This is a genomic window from Microbacterium sp. C23T, from assembly GCF_053345975.1.
In genome coordinates, this window is the sequence record NZ_JBKFBD010000037.1 from 31,376 (window position 1) to 48,043 (window position 16,668).

Sequence of the window (16,668 nt, forward strand, 5' to 3'; positions counted from 1 at the left end):
CATTCCGGCAACGCTCCTCAATTGAGGACGCGCATCGACCCGGGATGACGGAGACGCCGGGCGGATCAGGATGCTGCGGCGATGACCTTGTCGGCTTTGCGGCGTGCCCAGTCCTCGGCGTCGGCGAGAGCGTCCCGGGTGAGGGCGTCAGGGGCGTCGTGCTTGTCGACCACGCGCTCGATCACATCGATGATGCCGAGGAAGCTCAGGCGTCCTTCGTGGAACGCGTCGACCGCCTGTTCGTTGGCGGCGTTGAACACGGCGGGGTACGTGCCTCCGGCGCGCCCGACCTGCTTCGCCAGGCGCACGGCCGGGAAGGCGGCGTCGTCGAGCGGCTCGAAGGTCCACGAGGTCGCGGTGGTCCAGTCGAGCGGTCGGCCGACCCCGGCAACGCGGTTGGGCCAGTCGAGCCCGAGCGAGATCGGCAGGCGCATGTCGGGAGGCGAGGCCTGCGCGATCGTCGAGCCGTCGACGAACTCGACCATCGAGTGCACGATCGACTGCGGATGCACGACGACATCGATCTCGGAGTAGGGCACGGAGAAGAGCAGATGGGCCTCGATGACCTCGAGGCCCTTGTTGACGAGGGTCGCCGAGTTGGTCGTCACGACGCGGCCCATGTCCCATGTCGGGTGCGCCAGGGCCTCGGCCGGGGTCACGCCCTCGAGCGAGGCGCGGGTGCGGCCCCGGAAGGGACCCCCGGATGCCGTCAGCACGAGCCGACGGACCTCGCTGCGCTCCCCCGACCGCAGCGCCTGTGCGATGGCGGAGTGCTCGGAGTCGACCGGGACGATCTGCCCGGGGCGTGCGACCGCCGTGACGAGGTCGCCGCCCACGATGAGCGATTCCTTGTTCGCGAGGGCGAGCGTGCGACCTGTCTCGAGCGCGGCGAGGGTCGGACCGAGACCGACGGAGCCGGTGATGCCGTTGAGCACGACATCGGCGTCGACATCGCGCACGAGCTGCTCGGCCTCGACAGCCCCGAGTGCGGTGCTCTCGACGCCGAACTCGGTCGCCTGCGCCTCGAGCGTCTCGCGGTCGGATCCCGCAGAGAGACCCACCACCTCGAACCGCCGGGGGTTGGCCCGCACGACGTCGAGCGCCTGCGTGCCGATGGAACCGGTCGAGCCGAGGATGAGGACGCGCCGCATCCGGCCAGCCTATCGCCGGGCCGGATGCGGCCGCCTCGGGTTACTGCTGGGCGGCGGCGCGCTGCACGCCGAGGATGTCGACGACGAAGACGAGCGTCTCGTTCTGCAGCTCGTGGCCGTCCTGAGCGCCGTAGCCGAACTCCGGCGGGATCACGACGAGCACCTGCGAGCCGACCGCCTGTCCTTCGAGCGCCTGCTGGAAGCCGGCGACGACGCCGGTCGTCTGGAAGGCCGAGGGCTGCCCGCGGTCCCAGCTGGAGTCGAAGACGGAGCCGTCCGACCACTTGACGCCGGTGTACTGCACGAACACGGTGTCACCGGACTCGACGAGGGGGCCGTCGCCCTCCTTGAGGTCCGCGATCTGCACCTCGGTGGGCGGCTCGGTGGCCTCGGGGATCGTGATGGTCGGCGCGCCGTTGTCGGCGAGCTCGACGGTCGGCATGCCGTCGACCGGGTCCTGCTCGGCTCCGTCCGCGGTGGTCGGGAGGAAGTCGGTCGTCTCGGCGACGATCACGACGGGCGAGGCGCCCTCGCCGAACGCGCTCCCCGGGATCGACATCGCGACCGTCGAGCCGATCGGCGCGCACTCGAGCGCCGCGACGAACAGCGAGTACTGCTGCGGGTCCATGATGATCGGGACCTCGCCGGAGTCGTCCGCCGACGTCTCGGACGAGTCCTGAAGGACCTCGCCGGTCGATCCGTCGTAGATCGTGTAGAAGCCGCTGACGAGGTCACCCGACACGACGTCGTCGCCGGAGCCCTCGGTCACGATCGTGCGCTCGACGCCCTCGAAGGCGAGGTCGTCGGGGACGGTCGCCGCGAGATCCGCACCGTCGCCCGTGACCTTGATGGCATCGGAGTCCGAACCAGGCTGCGCGTCGAGCAGGCACTCGGAGGAAGCCGTCGACGTCGGCGTCGGAGTGGCGTTCGGATCGGCCGACCCGGTGCACCCGGCGAGCAGCAGAGTCGACACGGCGACGACGGACAGGGCGGCGAACGGGCGAATGCGCACGGAACAACCTCGAGTCAGGGGGAAGGGAAGCCTCCATCCTTTCGCATCTTTCCTCTGTTCGCGCTGGGAAACGGCATGCCGATACCGGAATGCAATCGGGAGTACCCTCTACGGGTGACTTCCGACCTCGTGCCCGGCGCCGAAGACACCGCCGACGAGACGGCGGAAGAACCCGAATCCTCCGCCGTTCCGGCGCGCCGCATGGGCTTCACGTACGCGCTGGGGCGCAGCATCCTGACTCCGCTGGCCAGAATCGTGTACCGCCCTCGGATCGAGGGCAAGGCCAACGTCCCCAAGTCCGGCCCGGTGATCTTCGCGAGCAACCACCTGTCGTTCATCGACTCGATCGCGATCCCGGTCGCGGCACCCCGCCCCGTGCACTTCCTGGCGAAGTCGAGCTACTTCGACAAGCCGGCCTCGCGGTGGTTCTTCACGTCGATCGGCGCGATCCCGGTGCAGCGCGGCGCCGGGCAGGCCGCGCTCGACGCGCTCGACCAGCAGCGCGCCCTGCTCGATGACGGCAAGGCCGTCGCGCTCTACCCGGAGGGCACCCGCTCGCTCGACGGCCGCCTCTACAAGGGCCGCACCGGCGTCGCCTTCCTCGCACTGCAGTCGAGCGCCCGCGTGGTGCCGGTGGGACTCATCGGCACCGACAAGGTCATGCCGGTGGGGGCGAAGAAGCCGTCGTTCCGGCACCGCATCACGGTCAGGTTCGGCGAGCCGCTCGACCTCGCCCACCACGGCCCCGCGTCTTCAGGCAAGGCACGCCGTCTCGCGACGGACGAGATCATGGCCGCGATCCACGCGCTGTCGGGCCAGGAACTCGCGAACGCCTACAACGAGGTCCCCGCGCACAACACGATCGACCGCATCAAACAGGTCCTCCCCCACGAGCGCCGCTGACGCCGTTCGGGCTCGCTGCGTCGGTCAGCGACCGGCAGCGACCAGGATCGTTGGCTCGTGGCGCACCGGGAAGTTCACCGAGTTCGCGATGAAGCACCACTCGTTCGCCTGCGCATGCGCGGCGGCCGCGGCATCCGTCATCGACGCGTCCGCGACGGTCACGCGCGGCCGCAGCACGACCTCGCGGAAGGCGCCGCCGCCGCGGCCGTCCTCGACCATGAGTCCGGAGGCCTCGTCCTCGTAGCCCACGACCACGACTCCTGCCTGCACGCACGCGTGGAGGTACGACAGCAGGTGGCACTCGCTGAGCGACGCCAGCAGCATGTCCTCGGGGTTCCACCGCGACGGGTCGCCGCGGAACGGCTTGTCGGAGGAGGCGAGCAGCGCAGGCTTGCCGTCGATCTCGATGGTCGTCGCCCGGTCGTAGTCCCGGTAGCCCGATGTGCCGGTGCCGCGGTCACCGGTCCACGTCGTCCGGACGGAGTATCGATGCTCGCCCCACATGAGCACAGTCTGTCATGCGGGCGAAGGGCCCCTCCGGCGGTAGGCTGTCGGGGTGCCGCAGACCTTCGCCGCGACCGACGCCGTCGAGCTCGCCGTCGTCGAACGCAGCGGTTTCGTCGAGTCGCGCCACGCCGGCATCGCCATCGTGCTCGCCGCCGACGGCACCATCGCCGAGAAGCTCGGCGATCCTTCGGCGCTGATCCTCCCCCGCTCCAGCCTCAAGCCGCTGCAGGCGCTCGCGTGCCTCTCGGCCGGCGCGCCCCTCGAGGGCGAGCGATTGGGCCTCGCCACCGCGAGCCATTCCGGCACCGACCGTCACGTCGCGGTGGTCCGCGACATCCTGTCGCTCGCCGAACTCGGCGAGGACGCACTGGGATGCCCCGCCGCCTGGCCCGGCGACACGGCGACGCGCGACGAGCTGGTGCGCGAACTCGGACAGCCGTCGCGCATCCGGATGAACTGCTCCGGCAAGCACGCCACGATGCTCCTCACCAGCGTCCTGAACGGGTGGGATCCCGAGAGCTACCTCGCGCCGGATCATCCGGTGCAGATCCTCGTCCGCGAGACCGTCGAACGCCTCATCGGCGAGAAGGTCGCCGCGACCGCCGTCGACGGCTGCGGCGCTCCCGTCTACGCGATGACCCTGTTCGGTCTCGCGCGCGCGATCCACCGGATCGGCAACTCGTCGACGACGTCCCCCTTCGCGCTGCACCGGAGCGCCGGCGCACTCGTCGAGGCGGTGCGCGCCGACCCGTGGACGATCGACGGCCCCGGCCGCGCCGACACGGTCGTCATCGAACGGCTCGGCGTCTTCGCCAAGGGCGGCGCCGAGGGCGTCATGGTGATGGTCGCCCCGAACGGCACGACGGTGGCACTCAAGATGCTCGACGGCAGCGGCCGCGCCGCGACCGCCGTCGCTCTGCGCCTGCTCGAGCGGCACGGCGCGCTGGCGTCGGCGGATGTCGCCGACACGATGTCGAGGCTTCCGCTGGCCGTCACCGGCGGCGGACAGGATGTCGGGGCCATCCGCCCCGCTTTCTAGAGGCGCTCCCACGAGGAGCCCGAGCGCTCCAACGGCGGAGCGGAAAGGATCACACGATGCGGATCAGCGTCCCCACCGAGGTGAAGAACAACGAGTATCGGGTCGCCCTCACACCTGCGGGCGTGCACGACCTGGTCGCCTCCGGCCATGAGGTGTTCGTGCAGCGCGGCGCGGGCGAGGGCTCGTCGATGCCGGATGCCGAGTACGCGGACGCGGGGGCGGTGCTCCTCGACGACGCCGCCGAGGTGTGGGCGCGCGCCGAGCTGCTCCTCAAGGTCAAGGAGCCGATCGCGAGCGAGTACGACTACTTCCGCGACGACCTCGCGCTGTTCACCTACCTCCACCTCGCGGCAGACCGTCCGCTGACCGAGCGCCTCGTCGCCGACGGCGTGACCGCGATCGCCTACGAGACCGTCCAGCTGGCCGGTGGCGGGCTCCCGCTGCTCGCGCCCATGAGCGAGGTCGCCGGGCGTCTCGCCCCGACGGTCGGCGCCGCGACGCTGATGCGCTCCGCCGGAGGCCTCGGCCTGCTGATGTCCGGGGTGCCGGGCACGCGCCCGGCCACGGTCACCGTCATCGGCGGCGGTGTCGCCGGCGCCAACGCCGCGGTGATCGCGGTGGGCATGGGAGCCGATGTCACGGTGTTCGACACCAACGTGCAGCGTCTGCGCTACCTCGACGACCATTTCCAGGGCAGGGTCAAGACCGCGGCGTCGAACCCGCTCGATCTCGATCGGGCGGTCACCGCCTCGGATCTCGTGATCGGCTCGGTGCTGATCCCCGGCGCGAAGGCGCCGAAGCTCGTGACCAACGACATGGTCTCGCGCATGCGGCCGGGCTCCGTGCTCGTCGACATCGCGGTCGACCAGGGCGGCTGCTTCGAGGACACGCACCCGACCACGCACGCCGATCCGACCTTCCCGGTGCACGGCAGCATCTTCTACTGCGTCGCGAACATGCCGGGCGCGGTGCCGAACACCTCCACTTCGGCGCTGACCAACGCCACCCTCCCCTACATCCGCCAGATCGCGCGGCGCGGGTGGAAGGAAGCACTTCGAGCGGATGCTGCGCTCGCGGGCGGTCTCAACACCGTCGGCGGTCGCGTGGTCAACGCGGGCGTGGCGACGGCTCACGAACTCGAGCTCGCCCCGCTGGACGCCGCCCTGGTCTGACGCGGTCCCGGCTTCAAAAGCCCCGGACTCCTTCGGGGGTCCGGGGCTTCTGCCTGCCTGCAGGGGTGCGCGTGTCTGCGCCCTGGCGGAGACTGGGGGGATGACGGACGCGCACGTGTGGACGGTGGAGGATCACCTAAAGGATGCGGACCCCGCCGCGGTGAAGCTGTGGCACCGCATCGACGAGCTGATCCGGTCGTTCGGCCCGGTGACGCACTCGGTCGCGAAGACGACGATCACGTTCAAGGGACCGCGCCGCGGCTTCGCCGGCGTCAGGCCGTGGCGCGCGGGAGTGCGCGGCTACTTCGACATCATGCGCAAGCTCCCGCCCGACCCCCGCATCCTCAGCGCGTCGCCGTACGGACGACGTCTCTTCGTGCACCAGTTCCGCCTCGCCGACGAGGGCGAATTCGACGAGGACGTCGCGGCCTGGCTGCGCGAGGCGTACGACGTCGGGTGCGGAGCCCACCTCGGCCCGTGACGGCGTGGCGCCGAACGGCGGCGCTCGGGCTCAGACGAGCCCGCCGTCGATCGACCGGGCGAAGTCTGCCGGGTCCTCGGGGACGAGCACCGGCGTGTCGCGGTTGAGGCTCTCGCCCCGGAAGAACGCCTTCGCCCGGGGGAACAGGAACCACAGGACCATGAGCAGCACGCCGAATGCGAGCGAGCCGATGCCCAGGACGAACGTGCCGCCGATGCCCAGCAGGACGGTGTAGCCGTAGTCCACGTCGTACATGTCGATCGCCGACTGCACGAACGCGTACGTCAGCATCAGCGACCCCAGCAGCGGGAAGAGGAACCGGTAGAAGAAGTTCCTCGCGCTGTTGAACAGCTCCCGCCGGAAGTACCACACGCAGGCGTAGCCGGTGATGGCGTAGTAGAAGGCGATCGCGAGCCCGAGGGACAGGATGGAGTCCTGCAGGATGTTGTCGCTGATCAAGGTCATGCCGACGTAGTAGACGATCGCGACGACGCCCATGACGAGCGTCGAGAACGACGGCGTCTTGTACCGCGGGTGCACCGTGGCGAACCGGCGGGGCAGCGCCTTGTAGGCGGCCATCGAGAGCGTGCCGCGGGCCGTCGGCAGGATCGTGGTCTGCGTGGACGAGATCGCCGAGATCATCACCGCGACCACCAGCACCCAGCCCAGCGGCCCGAGCAGGCCGTCCTTGATCGCGAGGAAGAAGTCGTCGGCGTTCGCCTCGTTGCCGAGGCCCGTCCCCGTCTCGCCGAGACCTGCGTACATCATCGCGGCCACCGTCACGCCGACATAGGTGAAGAGCAGGATGACCGTCGTCAGCAGAGCCGCACGACCGGGGATGCGCTTGGGGTCCTTGGTCTCCTCGTTGAGGGCGAGGCACGTGTCCCAGCCCCAGTAGATGAAGAGCGCGAGCAGCACCGCCTCGACGAATCCGCTCCACTCGGTGAACGCGAACGGGTTGAACCACGACCAGTCGAACGGCGTCGGGTCCGGCGCCGTGCCGGCGAAGAACTGCCAGAGCGCGGCCACCACGAAGATCGCGAGGGCGAGGTACTGGATCGCCAGCAGCACGTTCTGGATGCGCTCGCCGATCTCGACGCCCCTCCAGCTCACCCACGTCATCGCGGCGATGAACACCACCCCGGTCGCCGTGACGAGCGGGACGTTGTCGGCGAGGAGTGCATCCTCGGGATTGCCCACGATGCCGTCCACGAGCGCCCAGAAGTAGATGCCGGCGATCTGCGCGAGGTTCGCCAGCACGACCATGCCTGCGACGGCGACGCCCCATCCGCCCATCCAGCCGACCCAGGGCCCGAAGGCCTTGGTGCCCCACGTGAAGGTGGTGCCGCAGTCGGGGACGTCGTTGTTGAGCTCGCGATAGGCGAAGGCGATGAAGAGCATCGGGATGAACGCGATGACGAACGCGATGGGCGCCTGCGCTCCGACCGCCAGCACGACGAACCCGAGGGTCGCCACCAGGGAGTAGACGGGCGCGGTCGACGCGAGGCCGATGACGGTGGAACCCCACAGGCCCAGCGTGCCCGCGGCGAGTCCCTTGCCTTCGGGGCGGTGCAGATCGATCGGGGATGTAGCCACATGGTGACGCTATGGCGTGCGAGAAGCACGGGTCAAGACACCTGCCCGACGGTCAGGCCAGACATCTCACGACGGGAGGACAATGCGCACGGGATCCGCTCCGGCCGAGGTGAGCCACGCGCGCGCGGAACCGGGCTCGCAGTACGGCGGTGCCCCGCGGAATCCCGTGAGGACGCGGAGCTCGGACGCGCACGACGCGTCGATCACGAGGTCGTGGTCGCCGCGCACATCGGCGAGCAGGCGCCACTGCCGCTGCCAGTCGTCGGGCTCCCCCACGACGACCACGCGTCCCGTGGCCGCGGCACCCGGCTCCGCCACGTAAGCCTCCACGCCGAGCACCCGCACGCCGCGCTCCTCCCAGGCGGCGAGCGCGCGTCGGCCGGCAGGCGAGCGCCGAGCGACGACTCCGGTGAGCGCGGCGGAGGGGATCCACGCAGCGTCGGCCTCGAACGGCTCACGGGGCGCGGACGGCGCCAGCGCGAGCTGGAGCGGGCGTCCGTCGAGTCGCCCCCGCCCGGCAGGCGCGGCCGGATCGAACGTCGAGGGATCGCCGCCGGCCGATGCGTGATCGACGCGCGTGGCGTACGACAGCATGAGCCGACGCGGGAAGAGCTCGGCGATGCGCGACATGGGACCGGTCAGCCGGTGTGCACCCACCACCATGAGCACGCCGGCGTCGGCGGCCCGGCGCACGAGCCCTTCGATGCGCTCCGTGACGATCTGCGCGTACTCGGGCGGAAGCCGCAGTGCGACCCCGTCGAAGTCATCGACGAGCACTGCAGAACCGGGGCGCGGCAGCTCCTCGTGCAGCGCGGCGACGGCATCCCAGAGCCGCTCGGGGTGGGCCGGCAGGCGCACCGCCGCCCCGCGCAGCTGGGCTTCGACGAGGTCGAGCGCGTTCGACACCCCGGACGCCGGGCCTCCGAGCACCAGCAGCCCCCGGTCGGACGGGCCCAGGAACGCGACCGGCTGCCGCTGGCGCTCGGGCTCGTCGGCCAGCCCGAGAAGCACGGCGCCCGCGGGAGGGGCAACCCGCTCCGCCATCGAGCGATCCACGAGATCGTCGAGGGTCAGCAGTCCCGGCAACTCGGGCAGCCAGGGCCGACGGGGCGCACGGCGCCCGATCCGGAGCGCGGCCGCCGCGACGTCGTCGGGGCCGGACAGCGCGATGCGCAGCTGCTGCGGACTCGCATCGCCGGCGCGGCGGACGAACGCCGTTCCACGACCCGAGACCCCGCCGGGCAGGCGCGCGGCATCCTCCGTGCCGAGCAGTGCGCGACTGTCCGCCGCGTCGGTCACGCGCAGGCTGATGCGCAGCGGGCAGTTCGCCACCAGGTTGTCGCGGATCACCCCCGCCGCTCGCTGTGTGCCGAGGATGAGATGGATCCCGAGGGCTCTGCCGCGCGCCGCGAGATCGGCGAACAGGCCGTGCAGCTCGGGGTGGTCGCCCAGGAGAGCCGCGAACTCGTCGACCACCACGACGAGCCGCGGCAGCCGTACCCGCGGGTCGCCGATGTCACGGGCGCCGGCCGCGGCGATCGCCGCTTCGCGCCGGCGGAGCTCGGCCCGCAGGCTCTCGATGGCGCGGCGGGCGCCCGAACCGTCGAGGTCGGTGATGACCCCGGTGACATGGGGAACGCCGGCGAGGCCGTCGAACGCCGTGCCGCCCTTGAAGTCCGCGAGCAGGAAGGTCACCTCGTCTGCAGAGCGGGTGGCGCAGAGCGCGAGGATCCAGGTGATCAGCAGCTCGCTCTTGCCGGCCCCGGTGACTCCCGCGACCACCGCGTGAGGTCCGTCGGCGACGAGGTCGACGAGCACCGGCTCGCCACGACTCGCGCCGATGACCGCAGGGAGCCCGCCCACCGTTGCCGGCACGGCGGCCAGCAGCGGCGCCAGCGCGATCGGCTCCGGCGCCCCGCGCCGCAGTCCCAGGCTGTGCGCCGCGCGGGTGGCGAGCTCGGCGGCGATCTCCTCCGCCTGTCCCCGGGACACCGCCTCGACGCGCACCGGGACGACCTCGCCGGCGTGCTCCAGACGCGCGACGCCTGGCGAGGAGATCGTGAGCACCGCCTGGCACCTCGGTGGGAGCGGCGCACCGCGTCGACCGCGCGCGATGACGAGATCGGCGTCCGCAGGGACCAGTTCACCGGGGCCGACGACCGCCAGCTGTGATCCGCCCCGGCCGTCGCGGTGCGGCAGCGCGTCCATCCAGTCGAGACCGCGCCCGAGCGGCGGGGCGACATGCAGCTCGTCCGGGGCGAACGCGAGGCACGCCTGCAGGACGAGCGCCCGCTGAACGGCGGCCGCCAGCGTCTCACCGCCCACCACAGCCACGCCGGCGGCGAGAGGGAGCGTCACCGGCGCCCCCGAGACGCGGGCCGCGCGGCGACGCAGCTCCGCAGCACCCGGATCCCCGTCTCCGCCGGTCACGCGGACGACGCTCGCGCGCTCGCCCTCGCCGACCACGAGGCACGCATCGCGGCCGCCGCGCCAGATCTCGCCGTCGCGGGTGACGAGGCGCGCGACATCGGGGTGCCGCGCCCACAGCTGCGCCCGCTCGCTCTCGTGGCGCGCCGTCACGGCAGAGGCGACCTCGTCGCGGGCGCGCATCGCGTCGGCTGCGGCGCGCCGCCCGTCGCGGCGCGCGGCGCGGCGTGCGTCGAGCATGGTCGCCGCCGCGATCAGCGGGCCGAGGAGCGCGAACCAGAGGGAGAAGAGGGAGCCGGTGACGAGCCAGAGCGCGACGGCGCCGACCACGGGCACGATCGCGGCCACGAGCGGCAGCGGGGGGCGCGGCGGAGGGTTCCACGCCACAGGGAGGGCGAGCGGCTCATCGTCGAGAACGCCACCGGTCGCGAGGGTCGAAGGAACGGTCGAGCGCATGCGCCCAGTCCAGCGCAAGCCCGATCGATCCGGAGCCCGGCAAGCAGGATCTGTGGATCCCGGAGGTCAGTCCTCGTCTGTGGAGGAGTCGTGGTCGGCCGGGCGACCCACATCGAGGACGATGATGGTGATGTTGTCGCGGCCGCCGTTCTCGAGCGCCGCCTCGAGCATGGCGGATGCCGCGTCGCCCGCGTCGGGGTTCTCCTCGAGGAAGTGGCGGATCCCGTAGTCGGTGAGCTCCTTCGTCAGCCCGTCGGAGCAGATGACGAAGCGGTCGCCGTCGAGCGCGTCCAGCCGCACGTAGTCGGGTGTGACGCCCTCGCTCGGGCCCACGGCGCGGGTGATGACGTTGCCGTACGGGTGGTTCTCGGCCTCTTCGGGACTCAGTCGTCCTGCGGCGACGAGTTCCTGCACGACCGAGTGGTCGGTGGTGATCTGCACGATCGCGCCATCGCGCACGAGATACACCCGCGAGTCGCCGATGTTCAGCGTGACCCAGTGGGCGGCATCCCCCGAGGTGTCGAGGAACACGCCGGTCACCGTGGTGCCCGTGCCGTCGTCCGTGGCCTCCGGGTGCGACGCGATGTCCTTGACGGCGCGCGCGAGCGCCTTCTCGATGGTCTTCGGCGTCACCGTTCCGCTGTCGGCGACGGCGTGGAGTCGCTCGATCGCGCTCGCGCTGGCGATCTCGCCCCCGACATGCCCACCCATGCCGTCGGCGACGACGAACAGCGGATACGCCGCGAACATCGCATCCTGGTTCACCTCGCGGCGGCGTCCGGTGTCGGTCACGGCGGCCCAGGAGAGCTCGAGCACGCCACCGGGAACCGGGACGGCGAGAGACTGGGTGGAAACTTCGGGCACGCCCTGTCCTCCCCGTCGGAATACGCCGGAACCCTTCGCCCCCGCGTCCTCACATACTAGTGGGTTACTCGACGGCGTCTTCGGACTCGGCGAGCGCTTCGACGACGATCTGCGCCGTCGTGGGCGGTGGCGACAGCGGCACGGTCGGCACCTCGACCACTTCCTCCTCTTCGGCCGCGCCCTCGAACTGCGCGTTGTAGAGGCGCCAGTACGCGCCCTTCTGCGCGAGCAGCTCGTTGTGCGGCCCCTGCTCGACGATCGCGCCGTTCTCCATCACGAGGATGAGGTCGGCGTCCCGGATCGTCGACAGCCGGTGCGCGATCACGAACGCCGTCCGATCCTCGCGCAGGCGCGACATCGCTCGCTGGATGAGCAGCTCGGTGCGGGTGTCCACCGACGACGTCGCCTCGTCCAGGATGAGGATGCGCGGATCGGCCAGGAACGCCCGGGCGATCGTCACGAGCTGACGCTCGCCCACGCTGAGGTTGGTGGCCTCGTCGTCGAGCATCGTGTCGTAGCCGTCGGGCAGCGCGTGCACGAAGCGGTCGACGTAGGCCGCCGTCGCCGCCGCGACGATCTCCTCCTCGGACGCCTCCGGTCGCCCGTACGCGATGTTCTCGCGGATGGTGCCCGCGAACAGCCACGTGTCCTGCAGCACCATCCCGGTGCGCGCGCGGAGGTCGTCGCGCGTCATGCGCCGGGTGTCGACGCCGTCCAGCACGATGCGGCCCGCGTCCACGTCGTAGAAGCGCATGATGAGGTTCACGAGCGTCGTCTTGCCGGCGCCGGTGGGCCCGACGATCGCGACGGTGCTGCCGGGCCGCGCGGCGAGCGTCAGCGAGTCGATGAGCGGCTTGTCCGGCGTGTACCGGAAGGAGACGTCCTCGAACTCCAGCCTGCTCGCCGACTCCGGCGCCGTCTCGGCCGGGTCGTCGTCGGGCGTCTGCTCCTCTTCGTCGAGCAGTTCGAACACGCGCTCGGCGCTGGCGACGCCGGACTGCAGCAGGTTCGCCATCGATCCGAGCTGGCTGAGCGGCTGGGTGAACTGCCGGGAGTACTGGATGAACGCCTGCACGTCGCCGATGGACATGAGCCCCGCGGCGACCTGGAGTCCGCCGACGACCGCGATCGCGACGTACACGAGGTTGCCGATGAACATCATCGAGGGCATGATCACGCCCGAGAGGAACTGCGCCCCGAAGCTCGACCGGTACAGCTCCTCGTTCTCGGCGCGGAAGTCCGCCTCCACCTCCTTCTGGTGGCCGAACACCTTCACGACCGAGTGGCCGGAGAACGTCTCCTCGACCCGGGCGTTGAGCACGCCTGTCGTCTTCCACTGCTGCACGAAGAGCTTCTGCGAGCGCTTGGCCACGAGCACGGTGATGAGGATGGTCAGCGGGATGGTGACGAGGGCGATGACCGCCAGCAGCGGCGAGATGATGAACATCATCGTGAGCACGCCGATCACGGTCAGCAGGGAGATGACGACCTGCGACAGGGTCTGCTGCATCGTCTGCCCGATGTTGTCGACGTCGTTCGTGACGCGGCTGAGCAGCTCGCCGCGCTGCACGCGGTCGAAGTACGACAATGGCAGGCGGTGCACCTTGTCTTCGACCTGCAGACGCAGCCGGTGCATCGCGCGCTGCACCACGCCATTGAGGATGCGCGCCTGCAGCCAGCCGAAGAGGCTCGAGAACACGTACACGAGCAGCACCAGTGTCAGGATCCGCGCGAGCTGGTCGAAGTCGATGCCCGCTCCCGGCACGAAGTCCATCGCGGCGACCATGTTCGCCTGGTCCTGGTTGCCCGAGGCGACGAGCTGGTCGACGACCTGCTGCTTGGTCACGCCCGCCGGCACCTGCAGCGAGATGAAGCCCGCGAACACCACGTTCGTGCCCTCGCCGAGCAGCTTCGGGCCGATCACCGAGAGCGTGACCGACAGGATGCTGAACACGAGCACCACGACCAGCAGCAGCCTGTCGGGGCGCAGGGTCGCGAGCAGGCGCTTCGCGCTCGGACCGAAGTTCTGCGCCTTCTCGCCACCCGTCGCCTGCCCCATCGGTCCGCGGCCGATCGGCATGCGCTGCGGCGCCGCCCGCCCCGGCCCGCTCATGCCGCCGCCTCCGCCGCGAACTGGGATTCCACGATCTCGCGGTACGTCTCGTTGGTCTCGACGAGGTCGTCGTGCGTGCCCATCCCGACGATGCGGCCGTGATCGAGCACGAGGATCTGGTCGGCGTGCTGGATCGTCGAGACGCGCTGCGCGACGACGAGCCGGGTCGCGTCGGGCAGGTGGGTGTCGAGCGCGCGGCGGAGCGCAGCATCCGTCCTCAGATCCAGCGCCGAGAACGAGTCGTCGAAGATGTACGACTCGGGGCGTTTCACGAGCGCCCGCGCGATCGCGAGGCGCTGGCGCTGCCCACCCGACACGTTCGTGCCGCCCTGGGCGATCGGCGCCTCGAGCCCCTCCGGCAGCGCGCGGACGAAGTCGGCCGCCTGCGCGAGCTCGAGCGCGGTCCACAGCTGCTCGTCGGTCGCGTCGTGGTCGCCGTAGCGCAGGTTCGACGCGATCGTGCCCGAGAACAGGAAGGCGCGCTGCGGGACGAGTCCGACGCGCGTCCAGAGCTCATCGGGGTCGTAGTCGCGCACGTCGACGCCGTCGACGCGGACGCTGCCGGCGGTCACGTCGAACAGTCGCGGCACGAGGCTGACGAGCGTCGTCTTGCCCGATCCGGTCGAGCCGATGACCGCCGTCGTCGTGCCGGGCTCGACCGTGAAGGTCACGTCGTGCAGCACGGCCTCCTCGGCGCCGGGGTACGCGAAGTCGACATGGTCGAACTCGATCCGGCCGTAAGGAGCGGGAGCGGATGCTGCGGCCTCGGGCGCCGACACCGACGGCGCGGTTTCGAGCACCTCGCCGATGCGGTTCGCGCACACCGCGGCGCGCGGGATCATCACGAACATGAAGGTCGCCATCATCACGCCCATGAGGATCTGCATGAGGTAGGTGAGGAACGCGAACAGCGTGCCGATCTGCACGCCGTTGTTCTGCACCTGGAAGGCGCCGAACCAGATGACCGCGACGCTCGAGACGTTCATGACGAGCATCACCGCGGGGAACATCAGCGCCATGAGGTTGCCGGCGCGCAGGCCGGTCGCCTTCACGTCGTCGCTCGCCGACTCGAAGCGTGCCCGCTCCTCGCGCTCGCGCACGAACGCCCGCACGACGCGGATGCCGCTCAGCTGCTCGCGCATGATCTGGTTGACGCGGTCGATGCGCTTCTGCATCTGGGTGAACGCCGGCACCATGCGCCACACGATGAGCCCGACGATGATGAGCAGCACCGGGATCGCCACCGCCATCAGCCACGACAGGCCGACGTCCTGGCTGATGGCCATGATCACGCCGCCGATCGCGAGCATCGGCGCCGAGATCATGAGCGTCGCCGACACCTGCACCAGCATCTGCACCTGCTGCACGTCGTTGGTGTTGCGCGTGATGAGCGACGGGGCGCCGAACTGACCGACCTCCCGCTGCGAGAACGCGACCACGCGATGGAACAGGTCGCCACGGAGGTCCCGGCCCATGCCCATCGCGAGGCGCGACCCGAAGTACACCGCGACGATCGCGCACACCACCTGCACGAGGCTCACGATCAGCATGACGCCGCCGGTCGACCAGATGTACGGGATGTCGCCGGTGACGACGCCGTTGTCGATGATGTCGGCGTTCAGGGTCGGCAGCCACAGCGACGCGATCGACTGCGCCAGCTGGAAGACGACCACCGCCACGATGAGCGGCCACGCGGGACTCAGATACCGCACCAGGAGCTTGCCGAGCACGACGGTCCTTTCCGGCGCGCGGAGTCGTCCGCTCACACGGACCGCGCACGGATAGCGACGCTACGCCTGCGTGCGCGCCGCCGACAGTCCGGCGCCTACGCCGTCGGCGAACTCACCCGACGCGGTGCGTCGCGTCGTCAGGCGGCGGCCTCCGGCGGCGGGAACAGCGCGTCGATCGCCGCGAGGTCCGCGGCCGTCGGAGTCCACGCCGAGGCCGCCGCGGCATTCGCCCGGACCTGCTCGGGAGTGGTCGCACCGGCGATGACGCTCGAGAGCGCCGGACGCGACAGCAGCCACCCGAAGGTCGCCTCGAGCATCGTGATGCTCCGCTCGTCGCAGAACGCCTGATACCCCTCGAGCGCCTCCCACGGCGCATCGTCGTAGATGTGGCGACGCTGCCGGATGATGCGCGTGTCGGCGGGCGCCGCATCCCGCGTGAACTTCCCGGTCAGCAGCCCGTTGTGGAGTGGGAAGTAGGGGAAGAAGCCGAGACCGTAGCGCTCGACGGCCCGCAGCACGTTCCGCTCGGCACCGCGCGCCAGCAGGCTGTACTCGTTCTGCGCCGACACGAAGGGCACGCCGTGGCGCATGAGCGCCGTGAAATGACCCTCCGCCACCTGCCAGCCCGAGAAGTTCGTGTGCCCGATGTAGCGCACCTTGCCCTCGCGAACGAGGTCGCCGAGCGCGTCGAGCGTCTCCTCCATCGGCGTGTCGTTGTCGGGCACGTGCAGCTGGTACAGGTCGATCCAGTCGGTCTTGAGACGGGTGAGGGATGCCTCGACCGCGCGCCGGATGTACGACCGCGAGCCCTTCGCACCCGACGACGGGTAGCCCATGTCGCGTCCCGGGTGACCGAACTTGGTCGCGAGGATCACCTGGTCGCGCCGGCCCTGGAGCGCCTCACCCATGAGCGTCTCGGACTGACCCGGTTCGCCGCCGTACATGTCGGCGGTGTCGAGGAACGTCACGCCGGCGTCGATCGCCGCGTCGAGCACCTCGCGCGTGCCGTCGAGGGTCTCGGTGCGGGTACCGGGGCGACCGAAGTTGTTGCAGCCGAGGCCGACGGCGGAGACGAGCAGGCCGGAGGCGCCGACACGGCGCAGGGGAACAGTCGAGGTCATGCCCTCCACGCTATCTCCGGCGACGGATGCTTCGGCCCCCGCACAACGCGACAGCCCCTCGCCGTCCGGGGAGGGGGTGGCGGTTTGGGTACGGCC

The 16,668-nt window shown here is 70.7% G+C and carries 13 protein-coding genes; 4 read left to right on the forward strand and 9 right to left on the reverse strand.

Features of this window, described 5'->3' with window-relative positions; all coding sequences use genetic code 11:
* Positions 1 to 65 precede the first annotated feature (65 nt).
* A complete protein-coding gene (dxr, locus tag ACLBXX_RS18105) occupies positions 66 to 1,151 on the reverse strand; it encodes a 1-deoxy-D-xylulose-5-phosphate reductoisomerase (protein ID WP_447659165.1) in 1,086 nt (361 codons plus the stop codon).
* Positions 1,152 to 1,191: 40 nt separating this feature from the next.
* Positions 1,192 to 2,163: an FKBP-type peptidyl-prolyl cis-trans isomerase gene (locus ACLBXX_RS18110; protein ID WP_447659166.1), complete on the reverse strand. Its 972-nt coding sequence runs from the start codon at positions 2,161 to 2,163 to the stop codon at positions 1,192 to 1,194.
* A gap of 201 nt (positions 2,164 to 2,364) precedes the next feature.
* Here ACLBXX_RS18110 and ACLBXX_RS18115 point away from each other — a divergent pair, with 201 nt between their 5' ends.
* A complete protein-coding gene (locus ACLBXX_RS18115; protein WP_387146990.1) occupies positions 2,365 to 3,066 on the forward strand; it encodes a lysophospholipid acyltransferase family protein in 702 nt (233 codons plus the stop codon).
* A 24-nt stretch (positions 3,067 to 3,090) separates the two neighbouring features.
* On the opposite strand, the gene ACLBXX_RS18120 is transcribed toward ACLBXX_RS18115, so the two are convergent.
* A complete protein-coding gene (locus ACLBXX_RS18120) occupies positions 3,091 to 3,570 on the reverse strand; it encodes an OsmC family protein (RefSeq protein ID WP_447659167.1) in 480 nt (159 codons plus the stop codon).
* A gap of 52 nt (positions 3,571 to 3,622) precedes the next feature.
* Between ACLBXX_RS18120 and ACLBXX_RS18125 the strand changes: the two genes are divergently transcribed.
* From ACLBXX_RS18125 to ACLBXX_RS18135, 3 genes are all read left to right on the forward strand, one after another.
* Positions 3,623 to 4,612, forward strand: a complete 990-nt coding sequence (locus tag ACLBXX_RS18125) for an asparaginase (RefSeq protein ID WP_447659168.1) — start codon at positions 3,623 to 3,625, stop codon at positions 4,610 to 4,612.
* A 56-nt stretch (positions 4,613 to 4,668) separates the two neighbouring features.
* Positions 4,669 to 5,784: an alanine dehydrogenase gene (gene ald / locus ACLBXX_RS18130; protein WP_447659169.1), complete on the forward strand. Its 1,116-nt coding sequence runs from the start codon at positions 4,669 to 4,671 to the stop codon at positions 5,782 to 5,784.
* A 100-nt stretch (positions 5,785 to 5,884) separates the two neighbouring features.
* Positions 5,885 to 6,265, forward strand: a complete 381-nt coding sequence (locus ACLBXX_RS18135) for a DUF5655 domain-containing protein (protein ID WP_447659170.1) — start codon at positions 5,885 to 5,887, stop codon at positions 6,263 to 6,265.
* 30 nt (positions 6,266 to 6,295) lie between these two features.
* On the opposite strand, the gene ACLBXX_RS18140 is transcribed toward ACLBXX_RS18135, so the two are convergent.
* From ACLBXX_RS18140 to ACLBXX_RS18165, 6 genes are all read right to left on the reverse strand, one after another.
* Positions 6,296 to 7,861, reverse strand: coding sequence for an APC family permease (locus ACLBXX_RS18140; protein WP_310242120.1), 1,566 nt, complete (start codon positions 7,859 to 7,861; stop codon positions 6,296 to 6,298).
* 66 nt (positions 7,862 to 7,927) lie between these two features.
* Positions 7,928 to 10,744, reverse strand: a complete 2,817-nt coding sequence (locus ACLBXX_RS18145) for an FtsK/SpoIIIE domain-containing protein (RefSeq protein WP_447659171.1) — start codon at positions 10,742 to 10,744, stop codon at positions 7,928 to 7,930.
* Between the two features lie 66 nt (positions 10,745 to 10,810).
* Complete coding sequence (locus tag ACLBXX_RS18150) at positions 10,811 to 11,608, reverse strand: PP2C family protein-serine/threonine phosphatase (RefSeq protein WP_447659172.1); 798 nt, start codon at positions 11,606 to 11,608, stop codon at positions 10,811 to 10,813.
* Between the two features lie 64 nt (positions 11,609 to 11,672).
* On the reverse strand, positions 11,673 to 13,721 hold the full coding sequence (locus ACLBXX_RS18155) for an ABC transporter ATP-binding protein (protein WP_447659173.1): 2,049 nt from the start codon (positions 13,719 to 13,721) through the stop codon (positions 11,673 to 11,675).
* The gene (locus tag ACLBXX_RS18160) at positions 13,718 to 15,451 is read right to left on the reverse strand and encodes an ABC transporter ATP-binding protein (RefSeq protein WP_447659174.1); all 1,734 of its coding nucleotides are present in this window, start codon (positions 15,449 to 15,451) and stop codon (positions 13,718 to 13,720) included. Before ACLBXX_RS18160 ends, ACLBXX_RS18155 begins: the two co-directional genes overlap by 4 nt.
* 137 nt (positions 15,452 to 15,588) lie before the next feature.
* Positions 15,589 to 16,572 (reverse strand): aldo/keto reductase, encoded by a 984-nt coding sequence (locus ACLBXX_RS18165; RefSeq protein ID WP_447659175.1) that lies wholly within the window; start codon positions 16,570 to 16,572, stop codon positions 15,589 to 15,591.
* Positions 16,573 to 16,668: the final 96 nt, after the last annotated feature.

Bases quoted from the DNA above. Each gene is read 5' to 3' on its own strand.
- ald (WP_447659169.1), top strand. From the start codon at position 4,669: ATGCGGATCAGCGTCCCCACCGAGGTGAAGAACAACGAGTATCGGGTC.
- ACLBXX_RS18135 (WP_447659170.1), top strand. From the start codon at position 5,885: ATGACGGACGCGCACGTGTGGACGGTGGAGGATCACCTAAAGGATGCG.
- ACLBXX_RS18120 (WP_447659167.1), bottom strand. From the start codon at position 3,570: ATGTGGGGCGAGCATCGATACTCCGTCCGGACGACGTGGACCGGTGAC.
- ACLBXX_RS18115 (WP_387146990.1), top strand. From the start codon at position 2,365: ATGGGCTTCACGTACGCGCTGGGGCGCAGCATCCTGACTCCGCTGGCC.
- dxr (WP_447659165.1), bottom strand. From the start codon at position 1,151: ATGCGGCGCGTCCTCATCCTCGGCTCGACCGGTTCCATCGGCACGCAG.
- ACLBXX_RS18165 (WP_447659175.1), bottom strand. From the start codon at position 16,572: ATGACCTCGACTGTTCCCCTGCGCCGTGTCGGCGCCTCCGGCCTGCTC.
- ACLBXX_RS18145 (WP_447659171.1), bottom strand. From the start codon at position 10,744: ATGCGCTCGACCGTTCCTTCGACCCTCGCGACCGGTGGCGTTCTCGAC.
- ACLBXX_RS18155 (WP_447659173.1), bottom strand. From the start codon at position 13,721: ATGAGCGGGCCGGGGCGGGCGGCGCCGCAGCGCATGCCGATCGGCCGC.